This window comes from Candidatus Nanopelagicales bacterium, from assembly GCA_028687755.1.
GTDB lineage: Bacteria > Actinomycetota > Actinomycetes > S36-B12 > S36-B12 > UBA11398.
In genome coordinates this window covers 78,587-105,552 of sequence record JAQTZL010000007.1, presented here as the reverse complement: position 1 = coordinate 105,552, position 26,966 = coordinate 78,587, and the positions used below count along the sequence as shown (strand labels likewise).

Genomic DNA, 26,966 nt, shown 5'->3' with positions numbered 1-26,966 from the left:
CTGGTGGAACCACGACCGCATCCAGGAACGACTGAAGGGATTGAGCCCGGTCGAATACCGGACCCAATCCCTTCAAGTAGCCTGAGCCCACTCCCGCAATGAACTCCAACTTTCGGGGTTCAGTTCATCATTTCGGTGGGGCCCTTTGTTGTGCCGGTTAGAGGTCGTCTAGCAGAGCCGAGGTATGCGCTCCAACACCCAGACGCCTTGCATCCCACAGGTCAATAGCAGTGTCGACATCTCTGCGTGCGCGGGTAAGGAGTGCATTGAGCTCATGGTTTTCACTCACGATTTCCGTGTAGCCCGCTTGCGCATGCTTCGCGTGTGATCGATTCCCGAATTTGGGCGTGCATGTTGAAGCGTCATGGGACAACAGCATCGTGGTCCCCACGCCCTGTGAATCAGAAACGAAACTGTGTTCTTGGGTTGAGGCGAGCTCAAGCACTGCGCTCATCGCTGAGGCACTCAAACATGGCAGGTCACCGGTCACCACAACGCACGGTTGTGTGCCAAGAGTCGCTAGCCCGGTGGTGATGTCTTCATTGAGCCCCTCGGATGTGATCAGCATGAGTTCAATGGAGGAATCCAGGTGGTTGTGAAGCTGAGCATCATCGGTGACCACGAGCACTCGGTCAATTTCCGGGCAAGAAACCAGAGCCTGAAGCGCATCACCTAAAAAGGCCCGAGAGAACTCCGCCCGCCATGCTGCGTTGGTTTGAAGCCGAGATTTAGCGGAAATGCTGGCCTTGACGGGCACAATCGCTGACCACTGCATGCCGCTATCCAACCGCATGGGGGCATTAGTCTTGGCCAGTGTTCACCATCGGGTATCCAGGAGGCAGGCTATGAGCCGGGTTGCTGTGATGGGCTCAGGATCATGGGGAACTGTGTTTTCCACTGTGATGGCCGATGCTGGCAGTGATGTGGTTATTTGGACCCGGGATTTGGAAGTTGCCCGCCAAATCAATGAAGAACACTGCAATGAGGCTTACCACCCAGATTTGGTTCTGCCTGACGCGGTTCGGGCTACCACCGACCCCGCCGCTGCTCTCAATGGCGCAGACATCGTGGTAATTGCGTTGCCAGCACAAGTGTTGCGCGCCAATCTCGCCCAATGGCGAGCATTCATCCCAGCGCGAGCAATCCTGGTAAGCCTGATCAAGGGCGTTGAGCTTGGCACGATGAAGCGCATGAGCGAGGTCATTGCTGAAGAAACTGGAGCGGTCGCTGAACGCATCGCTGTGGTGTCTGGCCCAAACCTTGCTCGTGAGATTGCACAACGTCAGCCTTCTGCAACCACGGTCGCCTGTGTTGATGAGGCCAGCGCATTGCTTCTACAGGATGCGTGCACTACTGAATATTTCCGTCCGTATTGGACAACGGATGTCATTGGTACCGAAATTGGTGGGGCGATGAAAAACGTGATCGCCGTAGCCAATGGCATGGCGGTGGGCATGGGACTTGGTGAAAATTCACAGGCTTCCCTCATGACGCGCGGATTAGCCGAAATCGCTCGTTTAGGCGTTGCTCTCGGTGCAGATCCACTCACGTTTCAAGGGCTAGCTGGTGTTGGCGATCTTGTTGCGACCTGCCAATCGCCGTTATCGCGTAACCGAAGTTTTGGTGAAAGTTTAGGTCGAGGTAAGTCAGTTGAAGAAACCATCAAGGCAATGAAACAAACATGCGAGGCTTATAAGAGTTGCGAACCAATTCTTGCGTTGGCTCATGCGCATGGAGTTGACATGCCAATCACTGAACAGGTTGTCAATGTGCTTCACCATGGCGCATCGGTGCACACGATGGCTGCAGCGTTCATGGCACGTGATACCAAGCATGAACACGAAGGTGTTGTAGGAGCCAGCGAGTGACCAAGATCCGCGTAGCGGTCATCTTTGGTGGGCGTAGCAGTGAGCACAGTGTTTCCTGCGTGAGTGCCAGTGGCGTCATGCGGGCATTGGATCCCAAAAAGTATGACGTAACTGCAATTGGAATTTCACCTTCCGGGCGTTGGCTGAAGATGGATGCGCACGCTTCCTTTTCTATGGCAAAAGACGCGTTACCGCAGGTTCCTGAGAGCGGGGAATCATTAGTTCTTGGACCGGACTTTTCGGCTTTAAGTAGCGAACTTGCAGTCATTGATGTGGTGTTCCCAGTGCTGCATGGGCCTTGGGGTGAAGACGGAACTATTCAAGGACTCTTGGAATTAGCTGCCATTCCTTATGTGGGCTCAGGCGTACTTGCTTCAGCTGCAGGCATGGACAAGATCACGATGAAGATTTTGTTGGCGCATGCTGGCCTAGAGGTCGGAAAGTTTGTAGCGATCACCGATTACCAATGGCGTAATGATCGAGATGCATCCATTGCTGCAGTGAACGAACTTGGATATCCAGTGTTCGTGAAGCCTGCACGTGCCGGATCTTCACGCGGAATTTCCAAGGTGAAGAGTCAACTCGAGCTCGTGGCGGCCATTGAAGAAGCGCGTGTGCATGATCCACGCGTCATTGTTGAAGCTGGCGTCGAGCAAGCGCGCGAACTTGAATGCGGCGTGCTGTCGGGTGCGCAAGGAACGCTGAGCGCGAGCCGCGTTGCTGAAATTGTTGTTGGTGGAAAACATGAGTTTTATGACTTTGAAGCCAAATACCTTGAGGATTCAGCAGAACTGGTGGTGCCAGCAGTTCTTGACGTAGACACAGAGCGTGAACTTCAAGCGATGGCAATTCGAGCATTTGATGCCTTGGGTTGTGAAGGGCTTGCGCGCATAGATTTCTTCCTTGATGCGCAAAACACGTTGATTATTAATGAGGCCAACACCATGCCCGGCTTCACGCCAATTTCTATGTACCCACGAATGTGGCAAGCAAGTGGCATTGAATATGGCGATCTCATCGATACGTTGATCAATGATGCGCTTAGTCGCGGAACAGGCTTACGTTAGCTATGAGCAACGATGCAACGCTGGCAGAAGTCGGTGAATTCGGATTGATCGATCGAGTGACACTTGATCTCCCAGCAAATCCCGTGGTCTTGCTTGGCCCCGGAGACGATGCGGCAGTAGTGCAGGCGCACAGTGGCAGCGTCGTGGTGTCGACTGATGTCATGGTTGAAGGTCGTCACTTTCGTAAAGATTGGTCCACGCCTGTTGACGTTGGACGCAAGGCTGCTGCAGCGAGCCTTGCAGACATTGCGGCAATGGGTGCGATTCCGACAGGCGTCGTGGTTGCGTTTGCGGCACCAAGTGATCTGCCAACTGCGTGGGCACTTTCGTGTACTGCAGGGCTGCGTGCCGAAATCGAGGGTGCTGGAGCTGCTCTTGTTGGAGGAGATGTCACAAGCGCCGATGCGATCATGATCACGGTCACGGCAATGGGCGACCTTGAAGGTCGTGCTCCAATTGTGCGGTCGGGCGCAAAAGTCGGTGACACCATTGCCATTGCCGGCCGTATCGGTTGGGCTGCCGCTGGGCTTGCAGTGTTAAGCCGTGGTTTTCGTTCGCCCAAGAAACTTGTTGATGCACATCGCTATCCAATCCCACCGTATGCGGCAGGTCCGCTGGCGGCGAAGAACGGCGCAACAGCAATGGTCGATGTCAGTGATGGGCTCATCGCCGATGCGCGACACATTGCAGCGGCATCGGGTGTGGTGTTGGCAATTGATTCTTCGTTGATTGATGTGCCTGATGAGATTGCATCGGCGGCAAGTGCCTACAACATGGACCCCCGCGAATGGCTGCTTACTGGTGGTGATGATCACGCGCTGCTTGCAACGATCAAAAAAGGATCCAAAGTTCCAGCAGGTTTTGTGGCGATTGGTGTTGTTGAACCTGTCGGCACGCAGGGCGCCGGTGTCACAGTTGATGGACATTTTGTGACGTCAGCTGGTGGACATCAACATTTCACTTCCTAACGTATTGCTACACAAAACAAATCAACCCAGGTCAATGACCTGGGTTGATAAGAATGTGGGTGTTGCGATTAGCCGCGAACGACCTTGCCAGCTTTGAGGCAAGAAGTGCACACGTTTTGACGCTTCGGGGTCTTACCCACGAGCGTGCGTACACGCTGAATGTTTGGATTCCAGCGGCGCTTGGTGCGACGGTGTGAGTGAGAAATTGAATGCCCGAAGCTTGGGCCCTTGCCGCAGACGTCGCAGTTGGCAGCCACGGTGCACTCCTTCATAGTTGTAACTTGTCCACTCGCGCCGATCGCGCGAGCGAGTCCAAGCCTGGTGTTGGATGCTGCTAGTCCTACTTGCAGCCCACGTAGGTTACCTGAATCGGGGCAAGCAACCCAAATCAGGGTTCCATGGGGAGATAGAGGAGGCCAAAAGTGTCATATTCCGACACCAACATGCCCCTTGATCGGGTCCTTGGAGGCAAGTCTGCCGGTGCGCTGAAGAAGGCCTTCGGGATCACCACGGTAGGCGAGCTCATCAGTCATTACCCACGCCGCTATGCCGCCCGCGGGGAACTGACCGACATGAACACCCTGATTGATGGGGAAGCGGTCACCATTTTGGCTGAAGTGGTCAGCGTGACCACGCGCCCCATGCAGCAGCGCCGGGGCACCATCGTGGAAGTTGTGATTTCTGATGGTCAGACCAAGCTCTCCTTGACGTTCTTCAATCAGCGATGGCGCGAAGGCATGTTTCGACCAGGCAGGCGAGGCCTGTTTGCTGGTGAAGTTTCCTCGTATCGAGGCAAGCGCCAGTTGGCTCATCCCACATTTGAATTCTTTCCAGAAGATGTAGACGAGGATCCAGAGCGGATCGCCATGTTCGCTGGAGCATTCATTCCCGTGTATCCGGCCACCGCAACGGTGTCATCCCTGCAAATCGCTCGAGCAATGAGCGTGGTGCTCGACACGCTGGGCGAACTTCCTGATCCACTTCCAGCGTCAGTCGTTGCTGACCTTGGTCTGCTGGATCATCGCTCTGCAGTGCTCGCAATCCACCGGCCGACCTCGGATGAGGAAATCCAAGAAGCCAGACGTCGGTTGAAATTTGAAGAAGCCTTCCTCTTGCAAACACTCCTGGCCCAGCGTCGTGCTGAAATTGCTCATCTGCCAGCGAGAGCTCGCATTACGCGCGATGGACCATTGATTCAAGAGTTTGAAGCGCGGTTGCCGTTTACCCTGACGCCAGGGCAACTCGCAGTGGGTGAAGACATCGCTCGCGATCTTGCCGGCGATCATCCAATGCATCGCTTGTTACAAGGTGATGTCGGTAGCGGCAAAACGTTGGTGGCACTGCGTGCGATGTTAAGTGTGGTTGATTCAGGTGGGCAGGCGGCTCTCCTTGCACCTACTGAGGTGTTAGCAGCCCAGCATTTTCGATCGATCAAGAATTTGCTCGGTGAAATGGCAGAAGGCGGCATGCTCGGTGGCCATGAGCGGGGCACGCAAGTTGCATTAGTGACCGGTTCAATGAAGGTTGCCCAACGTCGCAAGGATCTCCTCAACATCATTTCGGGTGATGCGGGAATCGTTGTGGGCACGCATGCACTCTTAACGGACACCGTGCAATTCCGAGATCTTGGGCTCGTCGTAGTTGACGAGCAACATCGCTTTGGTGTTGAACAGCGTGCAGCGTTATCGTCAAAAGCCGTTGATGGAACCCGACCGCATGTATTGGTCATGACTGCAACACCAATTCCGCGCACGGTGGCGATGACAGTGTTTGGTGACCTCGACATTTCAACACTTGAAGGTCTTCCAGAGGGTCGTGCTGGAGTCACCACGCATGTGGTGCCTATGAAAGAAAAGCCTGCTCACGTGGATCGTGCATGGGAACGGGTGCGCGAGGAAGTTGCCGCAGGGCATCGGGTCTTTATCGTGTGTCCTCGCATTGGCGATGACGGCGCAGATGAAGATTTCCTTGAAATTGAAGTCGATGCGACACAAACCGATGCAAAAACTGCGTTGGCATCAGTCTTAGACACTGCAGAGATACTTGCGTCAGGTCCGTTAGCAGGATTACGCATCGGGATCCTGCATGGGCGAATGTCACCAGATGAAAAGGATGCAGCGATGTCTGCTTTTGCATCAGCACAGGCTGAACCAGGGCTAGATGTTCTTGTCTCAACAACAGTCATTGAAGTCGGCGTTGACGTCCCAAGCGCCACAGTGATGGTTGTTCTTGATGCTGACCGATTCGGCATTTCTCAATTGCACCAATTGCGCGGGCGTGTTGGCCGAGGATCCCTGCCCGGGCTGTGTTTGTTAATGACCAATGCCCCCGTCGGTTCGCCTGCACGTAAACGCTTAGACGCTGTGGCTTCAACGACTGATGGTTTTGAATTGGCGCGTTTAGATCTTGAACAACGTCGCGAAGGCGATGTGCTTGGCGCCTCGCAGTCTGGCCATCGCAGTTCCTTGAAGTTGCTTCAAGTGGTTTCTGATGTTGACGTCATTGAACTTGCAAGGCAAGCGGCTACACGGCTTGTTGACCAAGATCCTGATTTAGTTGCCTATCCCGCCTTGCAAGCAGCGCTCATTGAATTGGTTGCACAGGACCAAGCGGAATTTATGGAGAAGGCATGACGCGCATCATTGCTGGTTTGGCCAAAGGTAGGCGGCTGTCAGTTCCCGCCAAGGGGACACGGCCAACGTCAGATCGCGTACGAGAGTCGTTGTTCAACTCATTGAATAGTGAGTTATTGGCGAACGACGAATTGTGGAGTTCTATAGCGGTGCTGGACTTATATGCGGGAACAGGCGCATTGGGTATTGAGGCGGCAAGCCGAGGAGCGCACACAGTGCTGCTTGTTGAAAAGAATCGTGCCGCGGCAGATGTCATTCGCCGCAATATTGAGCATGTTGCTCTGCCTTCGGTTTCGTTACTCGCAGCCGGTGTGAACGATCTATTGCACAGAAACCCGCCAGTCTCATTCAATTTGGTATTTGCAGATCCGCCGTATGACGTTTCGGCCACCTCAATTGCCAAGTTGTTGAGTGATCTTGCCGGGTCCGGCTGGATCGCGCGGGATGCGCTCGTCGTGGTTGAGCGGCCCAGCTCTGACCAGGCCGAACCATTTCCTGAAGGTTGGTTCGATTTATCGCAACGCAGGTATGGCGACACTACTCTTTGGTACGGTCGCTCTACTTCCACGAATGGAGAATGAGCGGTGCGTAGAGCAGTTTGCCCAGGGTCGTTTGATCCCGTGACCAATGGGCACCTTGATGTGTTCGCACGTGCTTCAAAATTGGCTGACGAAGTGGTGATCGTGGTTGCCATCAACAAGAACAAAAGTGGCACCTTCACCATCGATGAACGCATGGAGATGTTGCGTGAGGTTGTAGCGCCGTACCCCAATATTCGCGTTGATTCGTTCATGGGGCTGCTCGTGGATTACTGCAAGGCCAATGATGTGCAAGCCATTGTGAAGGGCCTGCGAGCAGTAACTGACTTCGATTACGAACTTCAGATGGCTCAAATGAATTATCGGCTGACAGAAATTGAAACCCTGTTCGTATCCACGAATCCTGTTTACAGCTACCTCTCCTCAAGTTTGATCAAGGAAGTCGCTACCTATGGAGGCGACATCAATGGGCTCCTGCCAGGTTCAGTTCAAGAACGCCTCCTGACGCGCATTGCCGAGAACAAGAAATAACGGGAGTTTTCGCCACTTCGTGAGACGGTAGGTGCTGAACACAGCAGGTGAGGTGCCCTTGGGCAACTGTTGTGCGTATGTGTAGGGAGTGGTCGTGGATCTGCAGGACCGGTTAGAAGAACTCGCCGTTGTCATTGAAGATGCCAAAGCCATGCCACTTTCGGCATCTTGCATCGTGAATCGTCAGCAAGTGCTCGACCTCATTGAAGAGGTTCGTCAGCTCCTGCCTGAGTCGGTCTATCGCGCCGATGAGCTCCTTGCTGATCGTGAAGCTGTTGTTCAAGACGGACGCCGCGAGGCTGATCGCATCCTTGAGCGTGCTCGTGGCGAAGCTGATCGCATGGTCGCTGAGCACGAGGTGTACCTGGCTGCCGTGGCTGAAGCTGAGGCAATCCGCGGAGCAGTAGATGAAGAAACAGCAACGATGCGTCGGGAAACTGACGATTACATCGATGCCAAGCTGGCCACCTTCGAAATCACCCTCCAAAAGACACTCCAAACTGTGGATCGGGGTCGTGAACGCCTTCGCGGCCAGATGTATCAAGAACTGGCACCTGAGGCCCAAGTCGAGGCCGACTTCGGTGGTGGCTTCTACGACGACCAGCAGTAACGCCGCTCAACTCCACCGAACTTGGGGCAATGGGGCCCGACCGGGTACTCTTGCCCGTCAGCCTCTCGCGAGGCCCTGATGGTCAACGGCAACCAAGCCGCTGATTAATCCCAAAAGGGGAGCAGTGACCAGCCTGGATCCACGCAGTGCGCTTGTGCTCGACACGCACGCACTCGGTCTGCAACGCAGGCCTGGATCAATGGTCGAGTTCACCCGGACGGTTCCCGCACCTGGGGATATGGGCGTTGCGATGGCCAAGGTCACGCCAGATTCACCGATCGAGATGGACCTTCGTCTCGAAGCAGTGATGGAAGGCGTCTTGGTGAGCGGTGAGGTGGAGCTAGAAATTAGCGCGGAATGCTCGCGTTGTCTGGATCCACTGACCTGGGAGGAAGCGGTCGACATCAGCGAGCTGTTCGCCTATCCCGCCACGGATTCCCGGGGCGCGGTTGTCGAGGAGCCCGAGGGTGACGAGGATCCGTTGCCAACGCTCGATGGAGATTTAATCGATCTCGAGCCGACGTTGCGGGACTCTGTGGTGTTAGCGCTGCCGATGGCGCCGCTGTGCTCGGAGAGTTGTGCAGGTTTGTGTTCCGAATGTGGAATCAAGCTTGACGATCATCCAGGCCATGAGCACCAAGCCGTTGATCCACGATGGTCGGCTCTTGCCGGCCTCGTAGACCCACAAGAGGGCTAGCCGACCGCCGGTGCCCGTAAGAGAACGTAACAACCGAAAGAGGAAAGACCGTGCCAGTACCAAAGCGCAAGACTTCGCGAGCCAACACCCGTCACCGTCGTTCACAGTGGAAAACCACTGTTCCCAACCTCGTGACCTGCACACGCTGCCAGTCAAAGCGTCTTGCACACACTGCATGCCCAACATGTGGCACGTACGCCAAGCGCCGCGTCCTGGACGTCTAATACCCACATGACCACAGTTGCCCTAGATCTCCTTGGCGGAGATGGGGCTCCTGGAGTCGTTGCGGATGCGGCAGCCACGCTGCTGTCCAATGCCGCAAATACAGGCCTTCGGCTTGTCCTTGTAGGTCCTGTCGATCTGGCGCGCGATCAATTAAATGCGCGCGGTGTCGACGTCAATCGCGTGACTCTGCTGCCTGCCACCTGCGGGGTCAGCATGGATGCAAGTCCACTTGAAGTAGTGCGTGAAGACGCGCAACGCGAGAGTGCGGAGACCACTGTTGTGGTGGCTGCCCGAGCGGTCCGCGATGGCATCGCTGACGCTTGGGTTTCGGTTGGTCACACCGGAGCGTCCGTTGCTTCCGCGGTTTTGACTCTCGGACGAATTCAAGGGATGCAACGTCCAGCCCTTGCAGTTCTCGTTCCTGCTTTAGCGTCCCCGGTAGTGCTCCTTGATGTTGGAGCAACCACCACCGGTTCCGTTGGAGCCCTTGAACAGTTCTCTATCGCTGGTCATGCCTTTGCTGTTGCTGTAGGTATTGAGCATCCACGCGTTGGTCTGCTGACTATCGGTTCAGAATCTGGCAAAGGTGACGAGCTACGCGTTGAAACAGATGCGCATCTTGCATCGATATTGCCAGCCCACGGATTGACCTATGTCGGCCCTGTTGAAGGTTTTGATGTCACGCGCGGAAATCGCGCTGAAGTCATCGTCACTGATGGGTTCACTGGAAATATCGTGCTGAAGAGTATTGAAGGTGCTGCCGCATGGGCTGCACACCAAATCGGTGTTGCGTACGGTGATTCAGGGCCAGCTCGCGGAGTGATTAGATCCGCTGCCGCAGGTGACTTTGCCGGCGGACTCCTGCTGGGAGTTGAAGGTGTCACCGTTGTTGGACACGGAGCTGGTACAGCGGCCCAAGTTATTGGTTGTGTTGAACTTGCGCGTCGCGCAGTAGAGCATGACCTTATTGGCAACATTCGCACTGCAATGGCAGATCTGTAATGCTTATCGCAGTACAAGAAGCGTTTAATCGCGTGTTTGGCAGAGACGTGTTACTGCGTGCAGATACGCCACTTTCATCATTAGGTAACTGGAACGATTACGCACCTCTCATCGCAATGGCCTTGAAAGAATCAACAGGTGTTGCTCTCACCGATCCGCAGTTGAGCGCATCGACCACGGTAGGCGAACTTGTTTCAGTCCTGGGGGAGAGTGCGGTATGAGTGAGGCCATTTCAATTGAGCGCAAAGAACAGTTAGCGAATTTGCGGGAAGAGCTTGGCGTCAACGTCTCTGATGAACTCTTGCATCTTGCGTTGATTCACCGTTCTTATGCTTATGAACAAGGCGGTATTCCACACAATGAACGCTTGGAATTCCTCGGCGACTCAGTGTTAGGAATCGTTGTCACTGATGAGTTGTACCGACGATTCCCTGATCTGGCGGAAGGTCAGCTCGCAAAAATTCGTGCTGCTGTTGTCAATGCTCGCGCTTTGGCCGATGTTGCTCGTGCGATCGGTTTGGGATCGTTCATTTTGTTAGGTCGAGGTGAAGTCACAACAGGCGGTGATGACAAGTCATCAATCCTTGCCGACAGCATGGAAGCCGTTATTGGCGCGATGTACCTGACTCAAGGTCTCGATGGCGCAGGTAATTTCGTTCATCGCATCTTTGATCCTTTGATCACTGCGTCAGCGGATCTAGGTGCGGGACTTGATTGGAAAACTTCGCTGCAAGAAGCGGCTGCAGCAGCTGATCAAGGATTGCCGGAGTATCTCGTTGAAGACTCAGGGCCCGACCATGAAAAAGAATTTGCAGCTCGTGTGATCGTTGGCGGTCAGGTTCTGGGAACCGGTGTTGGGCGCTCAAAAAAGATTGCTGAACAGCAGGCAGCAGAAGCGGCCTATCGCGCGCTCGTTCATCATGCCTGAGCTACCCGAGGTCGAAGTTGTTCGACGAGGCGTTGATTCATGGGCCACGCAACGTGAAATTTCCGGCGTTGAGGTGTTGCATCCGCGTGCGGTGCGTAGGCAGGTCGATGAGTTAGCTGGTGAACTCATTGGTCAAAGTTTTCGTTGTGCTTCGCGACGCGGTAAATATTTGTGGCTGCCCCTGCTGGGAGAGCCAACGGCGCTGGTCGTGCATTTGGGGATGAGTGGGCAACTATTGATGCAGCCAGCGACAGCTCAATCAGAAAAGCACATGCGCGTGCGCATCACTTTTGCCGACGAGGGTCCGCAGTTGCGTTTTGTTGACCAGCGCACCTTTGGCGGCATGCACACCGATGCTTTGGTGCCGGACTCAGGCGGAGGCAACGTTCCTGTTCAGGTTGCGCATATAGCTCGTGATCCGCTTGACCCTGATTTTGATCATGACGGCGTTGTGAGTGCGATCCGACGCAAGGACATTGCCATCAAGCGGGTGCTGCTGGACCAAGCGTTGGTTTCTGGGATTGGCAATATTTATGCCGACGAGGCCCTCTGGAGGGCCAAAATCCACGGAACGACACTGGCCAGCAGCCTGTCCAAGGCCAAGCTCACCCACCTGCTGGATCAGGCCACGGAGGTGATGAAGCAGGCCTTGGCGCAGGGCGGCACCAGTTTTGACTCCCTTTATGTAAACGTCAATGGTGAATCGGGCTACTTCAGTCGTGCCTTGAATGCCTACGGCCAAGAGGGATTCCCGTGCCCACGCTGCGCAGCCTCAATCGTGAGGGAAAAATTTATGAACCGGTCGAGCTTTTCTTGCCCGAGGTGTCAGCGACCAACCAAGGTAGCCGAGCGGTAGAGTCACCTCACTGTCAATGGCGCACTTCCCCCGCCCCAGCGACCCGGAGAATTGTGCATCTCAAGAGCATGACCCTGAAGGGCTTCAAGTCCTTCGCGTCTTCCACAACCATGCATTTCGAGCCTGGCGTCACCTGTGTGGTGGGTCCAAACGGCTCAGGCAAGTCCAATGTGGTCGATGCCTTGGCTTGGGTCATGGGTGAGCAGGGTGCCAAGAGTCTTCGTGGCGGCAAGATGGAAGACGTCATCTTCTCCGGAACTGCCGGCCGTGCTCCGCTTGGGCGTGCTGAGGTTTCCTTGACGATCGATAACTCAGATGGCGCTTTGCCTATTGATTACACCGAAGTCACGATCGCGCGAACCCTGTTCCGCAACGGCGGTTCTGAATACTCCATCAATGGTGCTCCATGCCGCTTGCTTGATGTCCAAGAGCTCCTGAGTGACTCAGGTATTGGTCGCGAAATGCACGTCATTGTTGGTCAAGGCCAGCTCGACACCGTGCTGCGTGCCACCCCTGAAGAACGTCGCGGTCTTATTGAAGAAGCTGCAGGTGTGCTGAAGCACCGCCGCCGCAAGGAAAAAGCGTTGCGCAAGTTGGATTCCATGGAAGCCAATCTCACGCGTTTGAATGACCTCACCACCGAGTTGCGCCGTCAGTTGAAGCCACTTGGCCGTCAGGCGGAAGTTGCTCGTCGCGCAGTCGTGATTCAAACGGACGCACGCGATGCTCGGTTGCGTTTGATGGCAGATGACCTTGTGCAAATGCGTCAAGCCCTTGCTGCTGAAGTCGCGGATGAGTCAGCTTTGCGTTCGCGTCAAAATGAAGTCGAAACAGCGTTGGCTTCTTTGCGCGAAAAAGAAACCACAACTGAGGCGCAAACTCTTGAGCAGGCACCACGCTTAGAAGCGGCCCAGGAAACCTGGTTCTCGCTGAGCGGATTGCGTGAACGCTTCGTAGGTTTAGTGCAACTCAGTACTGAGCGCGTGCGTAACTTGCAGCCAGAAGCTGAGGATGAAAACCCGGGGCGCGATCCAGAGCAACTCGATGCTGAAGCTCGTAGCCTTCGTGCAAAAGAATTCGAACTAAGCCGTGAAGTTGAAGCTTCCCGCGATGGTCTTTCGGGTGCCACAGCAGCTCGTCAGCAGGCAGAAGAAGCTTTCACAGCAGAAGAGCGTCGCGTTGCCGCTGTACAAAAGGCAGCAGCAGAACGCCGCGAGGCTCTGGTTCGTCTTACTGGACAAGTTCATGCGGCAGCTTCTCGAGTTGAAGCACGTACCCACGAACTCGAACGCCTACGAGAATCAATTCGTGAAGCGACATCACGTGGAGAAAAGGCTCAGGCCGACTTCCAGGCTATTGAGGTGCAGGTTGCTGGGCTTGATGAAGGTGAAGTTGGCCTCGATGAACATCATGATCGCGCTGAGGCGGCACTTATTGCTGCCGATGCAGAAGTGGAGCGTTTGCGTGGCATCGAATCGACCAGTGAGCGTGAACGCGCTGCCCTGAGCGCTCGTCTCGAAGCATTGTCAATGTCCTTGACTCGTAAAGATGCAGGTGGAGCACTTGTTGCCGCTGCCGATCAAGTTCCTGGATTTGTCGGCCCACTGGCCAAGCAACTTCAGATCGAACATGGGGCAGAAGCAGCGGTAGCCGCAGTGCTGGGCGACCTTGCTGATGCTGTTGTGGTTCGTGGAGTTCAAGCAGCAGTGAGTTCTTTGGTGTTGTTGAAGCAACAAGACGCTGGTCGTGCAGCTCTCGTTGTTGCCAATGATGGATTCAACGCGCCTGCGTCGGATCGAAACGTCGCTCCTGCAGGAGTGTGGCTTCGTGATCGTGTTCGTTGTGATGAAGCGCTGACCTCTGTTGTTGATCGCTTATTAGTTGGCGCAGTTCTTGTTGAATCAGTTGATATCGCTGCGGAGCAATCGCAACAACATTCAGATTTGGTGTTTGTCACACCTGCTGGCGATGTGTTCTCGCGTGACGTTGTCCATGGTGGCTCACAGAGCACGTTGAGTTTGTTGGAAGTCCAGGCTGCTTACGACGAAACTGATGCGGCGCTTCAGCAGGCAGTTCATAGTGCTGAACGCGCGCGATTCGACATGGTTGCAGCCAAGCAGGTTCAAGAAACCGCTGCTGCTGCAGTTGAGCAGGCACTGAGTGGATTGCACGAATCAGATGCTCGCATGGCAGCAGTTGCTGAACAGTTGGGTCAGTTGGGTCAGGTTGCGCGTGCTGCTGGCGCTGAAGCTGATCGGCTTACTGCAACCTTGACCGCTGCTGAAGTAGCCCACGGCACCGATGTAACTAACCATGAGCAATTGCAACAGCGGTTGGCTGCAGCCCAAGAAGAACCTGAAGTCGAAGTTGGCGACGATCAGCGTGAAGTCTTTGCGGAGGCAGCCAAGGCGGCTCGCCAAGCCGAGGTGGATGCACGGTTGTCATTGCGTACAGGTGAAGAGCGAGTAACAGCCGTTGGTATTCGTGCTGAGCAGTTAGAGCGCGCAGCAAATGCTGAACGGGAAGCGCGAGTGGCAGCAATACAGCGCCGTGAACAACGTGCGCGCGATCTTGTGACTGCTCAAGCAGTGCTGAGCGGGGCGAAAGCTGCGCTCTCACGTATTGAGAGTTCAGTTGCTCAAGCAAGCGCAGACCGCGCTCTGGCTGAGAAGCAGCGCAAGGAACGCGATGAATCATTGGTAGGAGTTCGCGCCAAAATTCGCGAACTCGCTGCAGAGTTTGATCTCCTCAAGGATTCGGTCCATCGCGATGAGGTCGCGCGTGCTGAACAACGCATGCGTATTGAGCAAGTGGTTGATCGTGCGATGGAAGAATTTGGCATTGAAGCCGATGTGCTCACTGCTGAATATGGTCCAGATCAGATGGTTCCACCGAGCTTGGTTGTTCCCGGCGATGAAGTTCCCGAGGATGCTCCTGAGCCACAGCCATACCCATTCGTTCGCGTTGAACAAGAAAAGAGACTCAAAGAAGCTGAGCGCGGCTTGGCCTTATTGGGCAAGGTCAACCCACTTGCGCTTGAAGAGTTCAACGCGATGGAAGAGCGTCATCGTTTCCTCTCTGAGCAGCTCGATGACTTGCGCCGCACACGCGATGACCTCTTGGACATCGTCAAAGAGGTTGATGCTCGAGTTGAGCAGGTCTTTACCGAGGCGTACACCGAAATTGAACGCGAATTCGAAGGTGTCTTTAGTCGCCTATTCCCCGGCGGCGAAGGCCGCTTGATTCTCACGGATCCAAGCAACATGCTCACCACGGGTGTGGATGTGGAAGCACGCCCACCTGGCAAGAAGGTGAAGCGCTTGTCGCTGCTCTCAGGTGGTGAACGCTCGCTAACCGCAGTCGCGTTCTTGGTGGCACTGTTCAAGGCTCGCCCCTCACCGTTCTATGTGCTTGACGAAGTTGAAGCAGCGCTCGACGATGTCAACCTTGGTCGCTTGATCGACATCATTGAAGAACTGCGCGATAGTTCGCAGCTCATCGTCATTACTCACCAAAAGCGCACGATGGAAATCGCGGACGCGCTCTACGGCGTCTCGATGCGTGGCGATGGTGTGACACAGGTGATTGGCCAACGTTTGCGTGAGTCTGCAACTGCATCATGAGTGCTCAAGTCTGGATCGCGTTAGCGGTCATCGTTGTTCTGATTGCGGTAGTCGGCATCTTTGTTGCTCGCAAGAATTCGACCCACAAGCAGCAACCTCGTCCAGGAATCGATTACGCACCTGGTGTTGGTGATGATGATTCAATTCCCCGGGATACACCTCGTCAAACAATTGATCAGATCGTCATTTCTGATGCACTAAATGTTGTTCCTGACCTTGTCGTTGAAACGCAAGCTCCAGCAAATGAAGAAGCCGTACTTGGGTTTGAAATCCCAGATTCTGCGGTCGGTCGCATGCATCGTCTGCGCGCACGCCTTGCTCGCTCCAATAACGCAATTGGTAAAGGCCTTCTTGGCTTACTCGGCCGCGATAATCTCGATGCAGACACCTGGGACGAAATCGAAGAGACGCTGCTGGCTGCGGATCTTGGCGTTGCACCCACGATGGAACTGTTGGAAACTTTGCGTACAGCAGTGCAAGTGGAGGGTCATCCTTCCCAAGAGCGACTCACTGAATTGCTACGTACAAGTCTGCTTGAGCTGGTCAATCCAAATCTCGATCGCACCCTGAACACCAAGGTGGAAGGTCGGCCAGCGGTGGTTCTGGTTGTTGGCGTGAATGGAACCGGCAAGACCACCACCACCGGCAAGTTAGCGCGTTTGCTCATTGCTGAGGATCAAACGGTATTGTTGGCTGCAGCCGATACCTTCCGCGCTGCAGCAGCTGAGCAGTTGCAAACTTGGGGTGATCTTGTGGGTGCTCCTGTCGTGCGTGGACCTGAAGGGGGAGATCCGGCCGCAGTGGCTTTTGATGCGGTTACGACAGCCATAGAAGCCGAGCTCGACACCGCAGTGATCGATACTGCAGGTCGATTGCATACTAAAACTGGCCTGATGGATGAACTTGGCAAGGTGAAGCGAGTCATCGAAAAGCAATCGCCTGTTGACGAAGTATTATTAGTACTCGATGCAACCACTGGCCAAAATGGTTTGGTTCAAGCGCGGGTATTTGCTGAAGTGGTTGATGTCACTGGGGTTGTGTTGACCAAATTGGATGGCACCGCTCGAGGTGGAATTGTGGTCGCGGTGCAGCGCGAACTCGGAGTACCGGTCAAGTTGGTTGGTCTGGGCGAAGGCCCTGATGACCTAGCCCCCTTTGACGCGGTTGAGTTTGTGGAGGCGATTATTCATGGGTAAGACCGGAGCAGCAGTACGCCCAGCCGGTCGTGAACGGCTGCTGATAGCAACAGAAGCCTGCCTCAACGCGGGCAATGAGGTGCGCATCGCCGATATTTGCAAGGAAGCCGATGTCAGCGCGGCGCTCATTTACAAATACTTCATCGATCGTGAAGATTTGGTTGCGGAAGCGTATGCGCGTATCTTTAAAGGTCTGGTTGCAACTGACCTAGCCGCGATTGCACACTTTCCTACAGATCTTGAGTTGTTACGAATTGCAATTCGAGAGCAAGCCAAAGATATTTTTAGTGCGGAACGCGACCAAGTACGTTGGGCGCGTCTGGAAGCACTTGCACACGCTCGGATGAATCCAGGTATCGCGGAACGCATTGATCAAGCCCGCTATGAATTGGTTACTGCGATGGCCGAAGCAATTTTGAATTTTGATGGTGTGGTACTTAACCGTAAGGAAGCCGAGACGCTCGGCGTTATCGCTCTAGGCATGATTTTGGGTGCAACAGCTATGTCCCCTGAGCAGATGGACGATGATCAGCGGCACCGCTTGGCTGATATGTGGTCGACGATGGTGTATTCCACGCTTGCAAATACTCGCGTTTGAGCCAGATTCTTCAATTCGTTAACACAGACGTTACTTAAGTCGTGATTTCGTGACGCGACGGTAATCATTCGCGCCACTCCGGGAAACCTCTGCACGTCAGTCTGCTCCTTGTCGACATACGCGACCGGCCACATTCCGTGGTTCGAAAGGAGACTGGAAATGAAATCGGCGTTAGATACAGGCAACACCGCCTGGCTGCTGACCTCAGCGGCTTTGGTGTTGTTAATGATCCCCGGCCTCGCTTTCTTTTATGGAGGCATGGTTCGGCAAAAGTCAGTGCTGAACATGCTCATGATGGTCATGGGCGCGTTGTTCATCGTTGGCGTCCTATGGACATTCTTTGGTTACGGCATGGCATTCGGTACGGATGCGGCTGGTACCACGGATAACGAGTGGCTAGGCAACGTCTCTGACAACATTGGGTTGACGTCACTCATCACTGATAACCCAGAAGCGACCTATCCCGCGATGGCGTTCGTAGCCTTCCAAGCGATGTTCGCATGCATCACTGTTGGTCTGATCGCTGGCGCAATTGCAGACCGCGCTCGTTTTTGGCCTTGGATGCTCTTTGCTGCACTTTGGGCAACACTCGTGTACTTCCCAGTAGCTCACTGGGTTTGGGCATCAAGTGGCTGGATCTTCAAGCTTGGCGTGATCGACTTCGCCGGTGGCACCGCGGTGCACATCAACGCAGGAGCTGCGGCACTTGCTCTTGCAATCGTCTTGGGTCGCCGAATCGGTTGGCCAAAGCAGCCAATGAAGCCTCATAACCTCACATTGGTAATGATCGGTGCAGGCCTGCTTTGGTTCGGTTGGTTTGGATTCAACGCAGGATCAGCACTCGCAGCGAACAACACTTCAGCAGTGGTGTTCTACAACACCTTCATCGCAACGTGCGCAGCAGCCATTGGCTGGTTGGTTGTTGAAAAGATTCGTGACGGACACGCAACTTCACTTGGTGCCGCATCAGGCATCGTTGCAGGCTTGGTTGCAATCACTCCTGCTTGTTCAGCGGTAACCCCGATCGGTGCAATCATCATCGGCATCATCGCCGGCGTTGTGTGTGCTTTGGCGGTTGGCTTGAAGTACCTCTTCAAGTTCGATGACTCGCTCGACGTAGTCGGAGTCCACCTTGTTGGTGGCATTGTTGGAACACTGCTTATTGGGTTCCTGGCCACCGACGCAGCTCCAGCAGCAGTCAATGGCTTGTTCTACGGCGGCGGAGCTGACCAGCTCGGCAAGCAGGCGGTTGGTGCGTTCGCAGTACTTGCCTACTCACTCATCGTGGCATTCATCCTCGGTTACGCAATTAAGTTCACCCTGGGCTTCCGCGTCACAGAAGAAGATGAAATCACGGGCGTTGACTTGGCAGAACATGCTGAATCGGCATACGAGTTCGGCGATAGCGGCGGTGGCGGTGTCTTTGCGGGCATGGGTCATGGTCACTTGGCAGCACGCGGTGAGGAGAACTAATCATGAAGCTCATTACAGCGATCATCAAGCCGTTCAAGCTTGAAGATGTAAAAGTCGCACTCGAAGCAGCCGGGATCCACGGCCTCACAGTCTCAGAGGCAAGTGGGTTTGGTCGCCAGCGTGGTCACACCGAGGTTTACCGCGGTGCGGAATACACCGTCGACCTCGTTCCAAAGGTCCGCATTGAAGTCGTTGTTGACGATGCTGATGCAGACCGAGTGGTCGATGCCATTGTTGGCGCAGCGCAAACTGGACGTATTGGTGACGGCAAGGTCTGGGTTTCCTCAGTCGAGTCCGTTGTGCGAGTACGTACCGGCGAACGCGGCGCGGACGCTCTGTAATTCAATAGGCAAATGAAAAACGCCGATGAACCATTCAATAGCGAAGAGTTCATCAGTGCACGAAATGCCATCGTGCGACGCCCTGGGCCATTTGGTCCAGGGCGTCGCACGGAATTAACTGATCTCACAGACTCTTGGCTAGCAGAAGTTTTTTCCGCTTCACACCCGCTCGCTGACGGTGTGTGTTTAGTGGCTGTAGGTGGCCACGGACGTAAAGATCTTGCTCCGGGCTCTGATTTGGATTTGGTGCTCTTGCATCGGATCGATCCCCGTCGAGCAGCAGCGATTGCACAAGAACTTTGGTATCCGATTTGGGATTCAGGTTTGTCTCTTGATCACAGTGTGCGCACGGTGGCAGAGGCCCGCAGGCTTGCAAGTGAAGACATCAAAGTAATTCTTGGACTCCTTGATATGCGCGTAGTTGCCGGGGACCCAGTCATCGCCGAGCAACTGAAGAAGGCGATTTATGCAGACTGGCGGGCAACGGCCGCTAAACGTGTTGGTGATCTACGAGCGCTCGTCGATCAACGCCGAGAACGGTTCGGTGAGTTGGCCAACATGCTTGAGCCAGACCTCAAAGAGGCGTATGGCGGCCTTCGAGAAGCAACAGTTCTACGCGCTCTTTCCGCATCATGGATTACCGATGTCACACAGATGCAGTGGCAAGAAGGAATTACGTTCCTTCAAGATGTACGTGATGCCTTGCACCAAGTCACGCAACGAAATAGTGATCGTTTGTTGTTGCAAGAACAAGATGCGGTTGCCGAAGTCATGGGGCTCAGTGATGCAGATGAGCTCTTGCGGCAGGTCTACACCGCTGCACGAATAATCGCGTATACATCGGATACCACCTGGCATCGAGTGCAGCGATTAACGATGCGTACGAGTCGACCTGGATTGCGAGTGTTCAAGAAGGGTAGTGCTGAGCGAGTTCCACTCACCGACGGTGTGGTCATTGAATCAGGTGAAGCCGTACTTGCAATCGAAGCGCGACCAGAAAAGGACCCAGGACTCCTCTTGCGAGCTGCTGCGGCTGCAGCACAGGCAGGCATACCTCTGGCGCCCCATGCAGTTTCACGTCTCGCACATGAAGGTCCGTTGCTGGCGTTGCCATGGAATCAATCAGCGCGTGATGACTTTCTTTCATTGCTTGGCGCAGGTTCGGCCACCTTGCCAGTGTGGGAAGCGCTCGATCAAGTTGATGCAATCAGTTCCCTGATTCCGGGCTGGAGCGTGCTTCGGTCAGCTCCGCAACGCAATGCCTTGCACAAATACACAGTAGATCGACACTTGGTTGAATGCGTGATTCAGGCAAGTGCGCTCACGCGCAAAGTTGATCGACCAGATCTCTTACTTTTGGCTGCTCTGTTTCATGATTTTGGTAAGGCGCGCGATGGTGACCACAGTGATGTGGGTGCGCAGCTAGTCCAAGGTGTATTGCAGGGTATGGGATTTCAATCAGATGACATAGCGATAGTGGTGACATTGGTACGGCATCACTTACTTCTTGCTGAAACAGCAACTCGGCGTGATCTTGATGATCCGGCAACCGTTGCATTCGTGACCGAACGAATCATGGATTCGCAGACTTTGGATCTTTTAGCGGCATTAACTGAAGCGGATTCAATTGCTACTGGGTCAGCGATGTGGAGCACGTGGCGACAAAGTTTGATCAAAGATCTCGTGAAACGCACGCATGCTGCGATTGCGGGTCGCCCGCTTCCGGAACAACCCCAACTGACAGATGACCAACGAATTGCAATCGATCAGCCAGGTGTTTGGGTTGTGATGAATGAAGTAGCCGATGGTCATGAGCTGACTTTGGTGGCACCTGATCGCATCGGTCTGTTAGCGACGGTTGCTGGCGTTCTCGCTGTTCATCAGCTTGAAGTACGGGCAGCCAAAGTGATGACCGTTGGCGATCGTGCCGTGCAGGTATGGAATGTGCACCCGATATTTGGTGAGTTACCTCAGATGGACCGACTCACAGAGCAGTTACGTAAAGCCATCGACGGAAAATTCGACATTGCCGAACGCCTACGCAAGCGCGATGAGGCATATCGACCAACAGTGCAAGCCGCCGCTCCTGTCGTGGACATAATCGAAAATGCCTCAGAGCACACCTCAATTCTTGAGGTGCGCGCACACGATGCCCCAGGCCTGTTGTACCGCGTTACTCGGGCAATAGCCTCTACGGATGCCGCCATTACGGGGGCGAGGGTTTCTACGCTGGGTTCTGACGCGGTTGACGTCTTTTTCCTCGTAGATCGCCAAGGAAATCCTCTGAGTGAGCAGCATGCGGCCGCGGTCAAGGTGACCGTGATGGGCGAATTGCTGCAGCCGTTACCCTGAGTCCTGTGTTTGGCAACCTATCTGACCGACTATCGGCGACTTTCAAAGGTCTGCGCGGTAAAGGTCGCCTATCTGAAGCTGATGTTGATGCAACCGTTCGCGAAATTCGCATTGCGCTGTTGGAAGCTGACGTCGCTCTTCCAGTCGTTCGTGAATTCTGTGCGTCTGTAAAAACCCGTGCACTTGAAGCATCCGCATCTGGCGCGCTAAACCCTGCGCAAGAAGTTGTCAAGATTGTTCACGAAGAGTTAGTGGCGATCCTTGGCGGTGAAACGCGAACGATTCGCTTCGCAAAGAATCCTCCAACCGTGATTTTGTTGGCTGGGCTTCAAGGTGCTGGCAAGACCACACTTGCTGGAAAATTAGCAGTGCAGTTAAAGCGTGAAGGCCACACGCCAATGTTGGTGGCCGCGGACTTGCAGCGGCCAAACGCCGTTGATCAGCTCAAGGTCATTGGGGAACGCGCGGGTGTTCCTGTGTTCGCACCCGAGCCGGGCAGTGGCGTAGGCGATCCGGTCAAAGTCACCCGTGACGCGCGAGTCTTCGCAGAACAAAAACTTCATGATGTAGTCATCGTTGACACCGCAGGCCGTCTGGCTATTGACGCTGAATTGATGGAGCAATTGCGTCAGGTGAAAGCTGCTGCTAATCCTGATGAAGTGTTGTTCGTCGTCGACGCAATGATCGGACAAGACGCAGTTCGCGTTGCGCAAGAGTTCATGAACAGTGTCGGCTTCGACGGAGTGGTGCTCACCAAGCTTGACGGTGATGCGCGCGGCGGTGCGGCTCTGTCAGTTAAGAACGTCACCGGTGCGCCAATCATGTTCGCCTCTACCGGCGAAAAACTTGAAGATTTTGAAACCTTCCATCCAGAGCGCATGGCAAGTCGCATTCTGGATATGGGAGACGTACTCACCCTTATTGAGCAAGCTGAACGCGCCTTTGATGCCGAGCAGACCGAGCGCATGGCTGCCAAGGTTGCCAAGGGGGAGAGCTTCACCCTTGACGATTTCCTTGAACAGATGCAGGCAGTCAAAAAGATGGGGTCGCTGGGCAAGGTTCTAGGCATGCTGCCGGGTATGGGCGAGATGAAGGCTCAACTCGATCAGGTCAACGATAAGGATCTCGATCGAGTCGCTGCGATCATTCAGTCGATGACGCCGGCAGAACGCCAGGATCCAAAGGTGCTCAATGGTTCGCGTCGAGCTCGCATTGCCAAAGGCTCTGGAACACAGGTCCATGAGGTCAACTCGTTGATGGAGCGATTTGCCCAAGCTCAAGTAATGATGAAGCAGATGGGCAAGGGCGGGATGCCAGCCATGCCAGGAATGCCAGGTTTTGGCATGGGCGGTGGCAAGAAGTCCAAAGGCAAAATGCCCAAGCAGCAAAAAGCAGCCAAGGGCGCCAAAGGTCGCAGCGGAAATCCTGCAAAGCGGGCTGGCTTGGGTCCTATTGAGGGCGATTCGGGCGAATTGACCCCACCAGATTTGGGATCGTTGCCACCAGAGCTGAAGAAGCTCCTAGGCCAGTAACTGCCCGTATGGGTAGCCGTGGTCGGGGTTGGGCCAAGGATCTGGCAGACTATGCCAGCACTTGTTGAACCGAGGGACCCTCTCAACCCAAGGCTCAGCAGTCCGCAAGGTTTTCGTTCACTGACGTGTCCCCACGCAGATGTGAACTTGTACCGCCTTACACAACAGGAGATAAGCCCGCCGTGGCCGTAAAGATCAAGTTGAAGCGCTTGGGTAAGACCCATGCACCGCAGTACCGCATTGTTGTTGCTGACTCACGCACCGCACGTAACGGTCGCGCAATCGAAGAGATCGGCATCTACCAGCCACTGCAAAACCCAAGCATCATTCAGGTGAAGAGTGAGCGTGTGCAGTACTGGCTCGGTGTTGGAGCACTTCCAACCCCAGCAGTAGAAGCCATCCTCAAGGTCACCGGTGACTGGCAGAAGTTCAAGGGCCTTCCAGGTAGCGAAGGAACCCTTCAGGTTGCTCCTCCAAAGGTCAACAAGCTTTCGGTGTACGAAGCCGCGGTTGCAGAAGCAGCGAACGAGCCAAAGCTCGTGAAGAAGCCAAAGTTGGAAACACCCGTTGAAGTTGTGGCTGAAGTAGTCACAGCTGAGGTTGTTGCAGAAGAGGCAGTCGCAGAGGCTGTAGTCGAAGCAGTTGTTGAGGCAGAAGTTGCTGAAACAACAGCTGAAGTTGTAGCTGAAGAAGTTGCTGCAGAAGAGACTTCGGCCTAATGCTCGAAGAGGCCTTAGGCCACCTCGTGCGTGGCATCGTTGATCATCCTGAGGATGTCAACGTTTCAGAAAAGTCCCAACGTCGCGGAACCACACTCAATGTAAGTGTGAATCCAGAAGACATGGGACGCGTCATTGGTCGTGGCGGTCGCACAGCAACCGCGCTTCGCAATGTCTTGGCTGCCCTCAATGGCGGCCGAGGTGTGCGTATCGACTTCCTCGACGTAGCTGAGCGCTAACTGACCATGCGCGTTGTTGTCGGACGCATCGGTAAGCCACACGGGATTCGCGGTCAAGTAACCGTTGAACCTCGTACTGACGAACCAGATCTGCGATTCGCTCCTGGCGCACAGTTTGTTATTGATGGACCGCTTCAACTCTTAACGGTTGAAGCGGTCCATTGGCATTCCGGCCGGTTGTTGATCAAGTTCGAAGGCATCCACGACCGAACGTGGGCTGAATCTCTGCGAAACACCTTGCTGGAAATCGATCGTGATCCAACAGAACTTCCTGAAGATCCCGATGAGTTTTATGACGATCAACTTGAGGGTTGCCAGGTTGAATTACTTGATGGCAGCGTCGTTGGATTAGTAACTGAAGTGGTGCACTTACCAAGCCAAGACATGTTGAGTGTCACGCGAGCAGACACTTCGGAAGTGTTGATTCCATTCATCGGGCAGTTTGTGCCGACAGTTGACGTGGTAGCAAAGCGCATCGTGGTAGATCCACCACCTGGATTACTTGAAGATCTCGAAACTGAAATCGCGAAGTAGTTATGCGTATCGACATTGTTTCAATTTTTCCTGAATACCTCGCTCCACTCAAACTTTCATTGATCGGCAAAGCAGTTGAGACGGGTCTCATCGATTTACGACTGCATGACCTGCGGGAGTGGACCAATGACCGTCATAACACGGTTGATGACACGCCCTATGGCGGTGGCCCGGGGATGGTGATGTTGGCCGAGCCTTGGGGATTGGCCCTGGATGAGATTCGCGCCACCGGCGAGGAGAATCCAAAGCTGGTAGTACCGACACCTTCGGGTGCACGGTTTACCCAACCGTTGGCGCAGAGCTGGAGCCAAGAGCCATGGTTAGTTTTTGCATGTGGTCGATACGAGGGCATTGATTCACGAGTGATGCAGCACTACGCAACTCGAGATGACTGGAATGGTGTTGCTGAAGTAACCATCGGTGACTACGTACTCGCCGGTGGTGAAGTTGCTGCGATGGTGATCGTTGAAGCAGTTGGGCGACTTATTCCAGGAGTGCTGGGAAATCAGATCAGTGCGCTCGACGATTCATTCTCGCTAACAGACGATGGCGCACTTGTCGAAGGTCCCGTTTTCACCAAACCCCAACAGTGGCGTGGAATTCAAGTACCTGAAGTCCTGATGAGTGGTCATCACGGAAAAATCGCCCATTGGCGCCGTGAACAAGCGCAGGCACGCACGGATGAAATGCGACCAGACCTTTAATCGATTGTGTTGTTCACCAAGGTCTGGGCTTGGCTTTGGATCGCAGAGAGATGTTCGGCCCCAAGAAATGATTCTGCGTAGATCTTGTACACATCTTCAGTGCCTGACGGTCGTGCAGCAAACCAGCCGTTCTCTGTCGTGACCTTGAGCCCGCCGATTGCTGCACCATTGCCTGGCGCATTTGTCAGAATGGAAGTGATTGCTTCACCTGCAAGCTCTGTCGCGGTGACATCGGTTGGTGCCAACTTGCCAAGGGTGGCTTTTTGTTCGCGAGTAGCAGGGGCATCGATGCGCTCATAGACCGGATTGCCAAATTGTTCAGTTAATTCCAGATAGCGCTGTGAAGGTGAAACGCCGGTGACAGCGAGCATTTCTGATGCGAGCAGTGCGGCAATAATTCCATCTTTGTCTGTGGTCCAAACGTCGCCATTTCGGCGCAGGAAGGATGCGCCAGCACTTTCTTCTCCTCCAAAGCCAAGGCTGCCGTCAACAAGTCCATCAACGAACCACTTAAATCCAACGGGTACTTCTAAGAGTGGCCGGCCAAGTGACGTTGCAACGCGATCAATCATGCTCGAGCTCACGACAGTTTTTCCGATACCAGAATTTGGTGACCAAGCATCGCGATGATTAAACAAATAGTCGATGCTCACTGCCAGGTAATGATTTGGATTCATCAGGCCATCAGGTGTGACAATGCCGTGTCGATCTGAATCGGCGTCGTTGCCTGTTGCAATGTCGAACTTCGAGCGATTATCAATAAGTGAAGCCATGGCATGTGGCGAGGAACAGTCCATGCGAATCTGCCCATCCCAATCCAAAGTCATAAACGACCACGTTGGGTCAACGTATGGATGCACAATGGTGATGTCGATGCCGTAAGTCGACGCAATGAGTGGCCAGTAATCAACGCTTGCGCCGCCGAGTGGATCAGCTGCAATGCGGATATTTGCTCCACGGATGGCATCCATGTCGATGACATTCTTGAGTTCGTTGACATACAACTCGCGATAGTTAATAAATCCAGTAGTAGAAGCAGCGATTGCTGATCGCACATGCATGGTTTTCACACCTTGCAACCCAGTAGCAAGGTAGGCATTAGCGCGGTTTTGGATGTCGGTGGTGATGTCAGAACCTGCAGGCCCGCCATGAGGTGGGTTGTATTTGAAGCCACCGTCCTTTGGAGGGTTATGTGATGGGGTGATCACGACGCCATCAGCTCGAGCGGGGTCATTGGCAGATAGCGCTTTGTTGTGCATCAGGATCGCCAAGGAAATAGCTGGCGTTGGGGTGTGACCCATTCCGGAATTGAATTCAGCATCTACCGTCACCTTCACGCCATTGGCGGCGAACACCCCAATAGCTGTCGACCATGCTGGAGCACTGAGGGCGTGAGGGTCACTGCCCATGTAGAGAGGGCCTGCGATGCCTTTGGTGGCTCGGTGGTCGCAAATAGCCTGGGCAATTGCAGCAATGTGGTCTTCATTGAATGACGAGGCCAAGGCGCTGCCGCGATGACCGGAGGTGCCAAAGGCGACTTGCTGGGATGGATCTGTGACATTGGGGTGCATCGTGTAATACGCCGTGATCAAATTGGGGATCAGGGCTAAGTCGCCGTTTTGGGCGATCTGACCAGCTCGTGGATGCAGGCTCATGGCATTCCCCTCAATGAGTGATGGGCCCTAGCCTTGCAAGGGGCCAAGCCGTGAGGCGAGTTGGGGTCTGGAGCCC

The 26,966-nt window shown here is 54.4% G+C and carries 27 protein-coding genes; 24 read left to right on the top strand and 3 right to left on the bottom strand.

Annotated elements, in window-relative coordinates:
* Positions 1-157: 157 nt before the first annotated feature.
* Positions 158-793, bottom strand: a complete 636-nt coding sequence (gene cofC / locus PHN51_09590; GenBank protein ID MDD2819029.1) for a 2-phospho-L-lactate guanylyltransferase — start codon at positions 791-793, stop codon at positions 158-160.
* A gap of 52 nt (positions 794-845) precedes the next feature.
* Between cofC and PHN51_09585 the strand changes: the two genes are divergently transcribed.
* From PHN51_09585 to PHN51_09575, 3 genes are read left to right on the top strand one after another with little or no spacing between them, the layout of a single operon-like run.
* The gene (locus PHN51_09585; GenBank protein MDD2819028.1) at positions 846-1,868 is read left to right on the top strand and encodes an NAD(P)-dependent glycerol-3-phosphate dehydrogenase; all 1,023 of its coding nucleotides are present in this window, start codon (positions 846-848) and stop codon (positions 1,866-1,868) included.
* On the top strand, positions 1,865-2,935 hold the full coding sequence (locus tag PHN51_09580) for a D-alanine--D-alanine ligase (GenBank protein MDD2819027.1): 1,071 nt from the start codon (positions 1,865-1,867) through the stop codon (positions 2,933-2,935). Before PHN51_09585 ends, PHN51_09580 begins: the two co-directional genes overlap by 4 nt.
* Before the next feature lie 2 nt (positions 2,936-2,937).
* Complete coding sequence (locus PHN51_09575; GenBank protein MDD2819026.1) at positions 2,938-3,903, top strand: thiamine-phosphate kinase; 966 nt, start codon at positions 2,938-2,940, stop codon at positions 3,901-3,903.
* Positions 3,904-3,971: 68 nt separating this feature from the next.
* Here PHN51_09575 and rpmB read toward each other — a convergent pair whose 3' ends face one another.
* Entirely contained in the window at positions 3,972-4,160 is a 189-nt protein-coding gene (rpmB, locus tag PHN51_09570; protein MDD2819025.1) for a 50S ribosomal protein L28, read from the bottom strand.
* Between the two features lie 165 nt (positions 4,161-4,325).
* Here rpmB and recG point away from each other — a divergent pair, with 165 nt between their 5' ends.
* The 21 genes from recG to trmD all read left to right on the top strand — a co-directional run bounded on the left by recG (position 4,326) and on the right by trmD (position 25,235).
* Positions 4,326-6,536: an ATP-dependent DNA helicase RecG gene (recG, locus tag PHN51_09565; GenBank protein ID MDD2819024.1), complete on the top strand. Its 2,211-nt coding sequence runs from the start codon at positions 4,326-4,328 to the stop codon at positions 6,534-6,536.
* The gene (gene rsmD / locus PHN51_09560) at positions 6,533-7,117 is read left to right on the top strand and encodes a 16S rRNA (guanine(966)-N(2))-methyltransferase RsmD (protein ID MDD2819023.1); all 585 of its coding nucleotides are present in this window, start codon (positions 6,533-6,535) and stop codon (positions 7,115-7,117) included. The genes recG and rsmD overlap by 4 nt, the downstream gene beginning before the upstream one ends.
* Positions 7,118-7,120: 3 nt before the next feature.
* Complete coding sequence (gene coaD, locus PHN51_09555) at positions 7,121-7,606, top strand: pantetheine-phosphate adenylyltransferase (GenBank protein ID MDD2819022.1); 486 nt, start codon at positions 7,121-7,123, stop codon at positions 7,604-7,606.
* 94 nt (positions 7,607-7,700) lie between these two features.
* Positions 7,701-8,216 (top strand): hypothetical protein, encoded by a 516-nt coding sequence (locus tag PHN51_09550; GenBank protein ID MDD2819021.1) that lies wholly within the window; start codon positions 7,701-7,703, stop codon positions 8,214-8,216.
* Positions 8,217-8,340: 124 nt separating this feature from the next.
* Entirely contained in the window at positions 8,341-8,913 is a 573-nt protein-coding gene (locus PHN51_09545) for a DUF177 domain-containing protein (GenBank protein MDD2819020.1), read from the top strand.
* Between the two features lie 50 nt (positions 8,914-8,963).
* Entirely contained in the window at positions 8,964-9,137 is a 174-nt protein-coding gene (rpmF, locus tag PHN51_09540) for a 50S ribosomal protein L32 (protein ID MDD2819019.1), read from the top strand.
* A 7-nt stretch (positions 9,138-9,144) separates the two neighbouring features.
* Complete coding sequence (locus PHN51_09535) at positions 9,145-10,140, top strand: hypothetical protein (GenBank protein MDD2819018.1); 996 nt, start codon at positions 9,145-9,147, stop codon at positions 10,138-10,140.
* Positions 10,140-10,361 carry a hypothetical protein gene (locus PHN51_09530; protein ID MDD2819017.1) on the top strand — a complete coding sequence of 74 codons (222 nt, stop codon included), beginning with the start codon at positions 10,140-10,142 and terminating at the stop codon, positions 10,359-10,361. Before PHN51_09535 ends, PHN51_09530 begins: the two co-directional genes overlap by 1 nt.
* Entirely contained in the window at positions 10,358-11,068 is a 711-nt protein-coding gene (gene rnc / locus PHN51_09525; protein MDD2819016.1) for a ribonuclease III, read from the top strand. Before PHN51_09530 ends, rnc begins: the two co-directional genes overlap by 4 nt.
* Entirely contained in the window at positions 11,061-11,924 is an 864-nt protein-coding gene (gene mutM / locus PHN51_09520) for a bifunctional DNA-formamidopyrimidine glycosylase/DNA-(apurinic or apyrimidinic site) lyase (protein MDD2819015.1), read from the top strand. The genes rnc and mutM overlap by 8 nt, the downstream gene beginning before the upstream one ends.
* A 68-nt stretch (positions 11,925-11,992) precedes the next feature.
* Positions 11,993-15,547 (top strand): chromosome segregation protein SMC, encoded by a 3,555-nt coding sequence (gene smc / locus PHN51_09515; GenBank protein ID MDD2819014.1) that lies wholly within the window; start codon positions 11,993-11,995, stop codon positions 15,545-15,547.
* Positions 15,544-16,743 (top strand): signal recognition particle-docking protein FtsY, encoded by a 1,200-nt coding sequence (gene ftsY, locus PHN51_09510; protein ID MDD2819013.1) that lies wholly within the window; start codon positions 15,544-15,546, stop codon positions 16,741-16,743. Before smc ends, ftsY begins: the two co-directional genes overlap by 4 nt.
* Complete coding sequence (locus PHN51_09505; GenBank protein ID MDD2819012.1) at positions 16,736-17,341, top strand: TetR/AcrR family transcriptional regulator; 606 nt, start codon at positions 16,736-16,738, stop codon at positions 17,339-17,341. Before ftsY ends, PHN51_09505 begins: the two co-directional genes overlap by 8 nt.
* A 159-nt stretch (positions 17,342-17,500) precedes the next feature.
* Positions 17,501-18,814, top strand: a complete 1,314-nt coding sequence (locus PHN51_09500) for an ammonium transporter (GenBank protein ID MDD2819011.1) — start codon at positions 17,501-17,503, stop codon at positions 18,812-18,814.
* A 2-nt stretch (positions 18,815-18,816) separates the two neighbouring features.
* Positions 18,817-19,155, top strand: a complete 339-nt coding sequence (locus tag PHN51_09495; GenBank protein MDD2819010.1) for a P-II family nitrogen regulator — start codon at positions 18,817-18,819, stop codon at positions 19,153-19,155.
* A gap of 12 nt (positions 19,156-19,167) precedes the next feature.
* Positions 19,168-21,507 (top strand): [protein-PII] uridylyltransferase, encoded by a 2,340-nt coding sequence (locus PHN51_09490; GenBank protein MDD2819009.1) that lies wholly within the window; start codon positions 19,168-19,170, stop codon positions 21,505-21,507.
* Between the two features lie 5 nt (positions 21,508-21,512).
* A complete protein-coding gene (gene ffh / locus PHN51_09485) occupies positions 21,513-23,039 on the top strand; it encodes a signal recognition particle protein (protein MDD2819008.1) in 1,527 nt (508 codons plus the stop codon).
* Between the two features lie 182 nt (positions 23,040-23,221).
* Complete coding sequence (gene rpsP, locus PHN51_09480) at positions 23,222-23,758, top strand: 30S ribosomal protein S16 (GenBank protein ID MDD2819007.1); 537 nt, start codon at positions 23,222-23,224, stop codon at positions 23,756-23,758.
* Positions 23,758-23,997 carry an RNA-binding protein gene (locus tag PHN51_09475; GenBank protein ID MDD2819006.1) on the top strand — a complete coding sequence of 80 codons (240 nt, stop codon included), beginning with the start codon at positions 23,758-23,760 and terminating at the stop codon, positions 23,995-23,997. Before rpsP ends, PHN51_09475 begins: the two co-directional genes overlap by 1 nt.
* 6 nt (positions 23,998-24,003) lie before the next feature.
* Positions 24,004-24,531 (top strand): ribosome maturation factor RimM, encoded by a 528-nt coding sequence (gene rimM, locus PHN51_09470; GenBank protein MDD2819005.1) that lies wholly within the window; start codon positions 24,004-24,006, stop codon positions 24,529-24,531.
* A 2-nt stretch (positions 24,532-24,533) separates the two neighbouring features.
* On the top strand, positions 24,534-25,235 hold the full coding sequence (trmD, locus tag PHN51_09465; GenBank protein MDD2819004.1) for a tRNA (guanosine(37)-N1)-methyltransferase TrmD: 702 nt from the start codon (positions 24,534-24,536) through the stop codon (positions 25,233-25,235).
* On the opposite strand, the gene pgm is transcribed toward trmD, so the two are convergent.
* Positions 25,232-26,890: a phosphoglucomutase (alpha-D-glucose-1,6-bisphosphate-dependent) gene (pgm, locus tag PHN51_09460; GenBank protein ID MDD2819003.1), complete on the bottom strand. Its 1,659-nt coding sequence runs from the start codon at positions 26,888-26,890 to the stop codon at positions 25,232-25,234. The genes trmD and pgm overlap by 4 nt on opposite strands.
* Positions 26,891-26,966: the final 76 nt, after the last annotated feature.

Excerpts from the sequence above, each read along its gene's own strand:
- cofC (MDD2819029.1), bottom strand. The coding sequence starts at position 793 with ATGCGGTTGGATAGCGGCATGCAGTGGTCAGCGATTGTGCCCGTCAAG.
- PHN51_09585 (MDD2819028.1), top strand. The coding sequence starts at position 846 with ATGAGCCGGGTTGCTGTGATGGGCTCAGGATCATGGGGAACTGTGTTT.
- PHN51_09575 (MDD2819026.1), top strand. The coding sequence starts at position 2,938 with ATGAGCAACGATGCAACGCTGGCAGAAGTCGGTGAATTCGGATTGATC.
- rsmD (MDD2819023.1), top strand. The coding sequence starts at position 6,533 with ATGACGCGCATCATTGCTGGTTTGGCCAAAGGTAGGCGGCTGTCAGTT.
- PHN51_09535 (MDD2819018.1), top strand. The coding sequence starts at position 9,145 with ATGACCACAGTTGCCCTAGATCTCCTTGGCGGAGATGGGGCTCCTGGA.
- PHN51_09530 (MDD2819017.1), top strand. The coding sequence starts at position 10,140 with ATGCTTATCGCAGTACAAGAAGCGTTTAATCGCGTGTTTGGCAGAGAC.
- rnc (MDD2819016.1), top strand. The coding sequence starts at position 10,358 with ATGAGTGAGGCCATTTCAATTGAGCGCAAAGAACAGTTAGCGAATTTG.
- mutM (MDD2819015.1), top strand. The coding sequence starts at position 11,061 with ATGCCTGAGCTACCCGAGGTCGAAGTTGTTCGACGAGGCGTTGATTCA.
- smc (MDD2819014.1), top strand. The coding sequence starts at position 11,993 with ATGACCCTGAAGGGCTTCAAGTCCTTCGCGTCTTCCACAACCATGCAT.
- ftsY (MDD2819013.1), top strand. The coding sequence starts at position 15,544 with ATGAGTGCTCAAGTCTGGATCGCGTTAGCGGTCATCGTTGTTCTGATT.
- PHN51_09505 (MDD2819012.1), top strand. The coding sequence starts at position 16,736 with ATGGGTAAGACCGGAGCAGCAGTACGCCCAGCCGGTCGTGAACGGCTG.
- PHN51_09500 (MDD2819011.1), top strand. The coding sequence starts at position 17,501 with ATGAAATCGGCGTTAGATACAGGCAACACCGCCTGGCTGCTGACCTCA.
- PHN51_09495 (MDD2819010.1), top strand. The coding sequence starts at position 18,817 with ATGAAGCTCATTACAGCGATCATCAAGCCGTTCAAGCTTGAAGATGTA.
- PHN51_09490 (MDD2819009.1), top strand. The coding sequence starts at position 19,168 with ATGAAAAACGCCGATGAACCATTCAATAGCGAAGAGTTCATCAGTGCA.
- PHN51_09475 (MDD2819006.1), top strand. The coding sequence starts at position 23,758 with ATGCTCGAAGAGGCCTTAGGCCACCTCGTGCGTGGCATCGTTGATCAT.
- rimM (MDD2819005.1), top strand. The coding sequence starts at position 24,004 with ATGCGCGTTGTTGTCGGACGCATCGGTAAGCCACACGGGATTCGCGGT.
- trmD (MDD2819004.1), top strand. The coding sequence starts at position 24,534 with ATGCGTATCGACATTGTTTCAATTTTTCCTGAATACCTCGCTCCACTC.
- pgm (MDD2819003.1), bottom strand. The coding sequence starts at position 26,890 with ATGAGCCTGCATCCACGAGCTGGTCAGATCGCCCAAAACGGCGACTTA.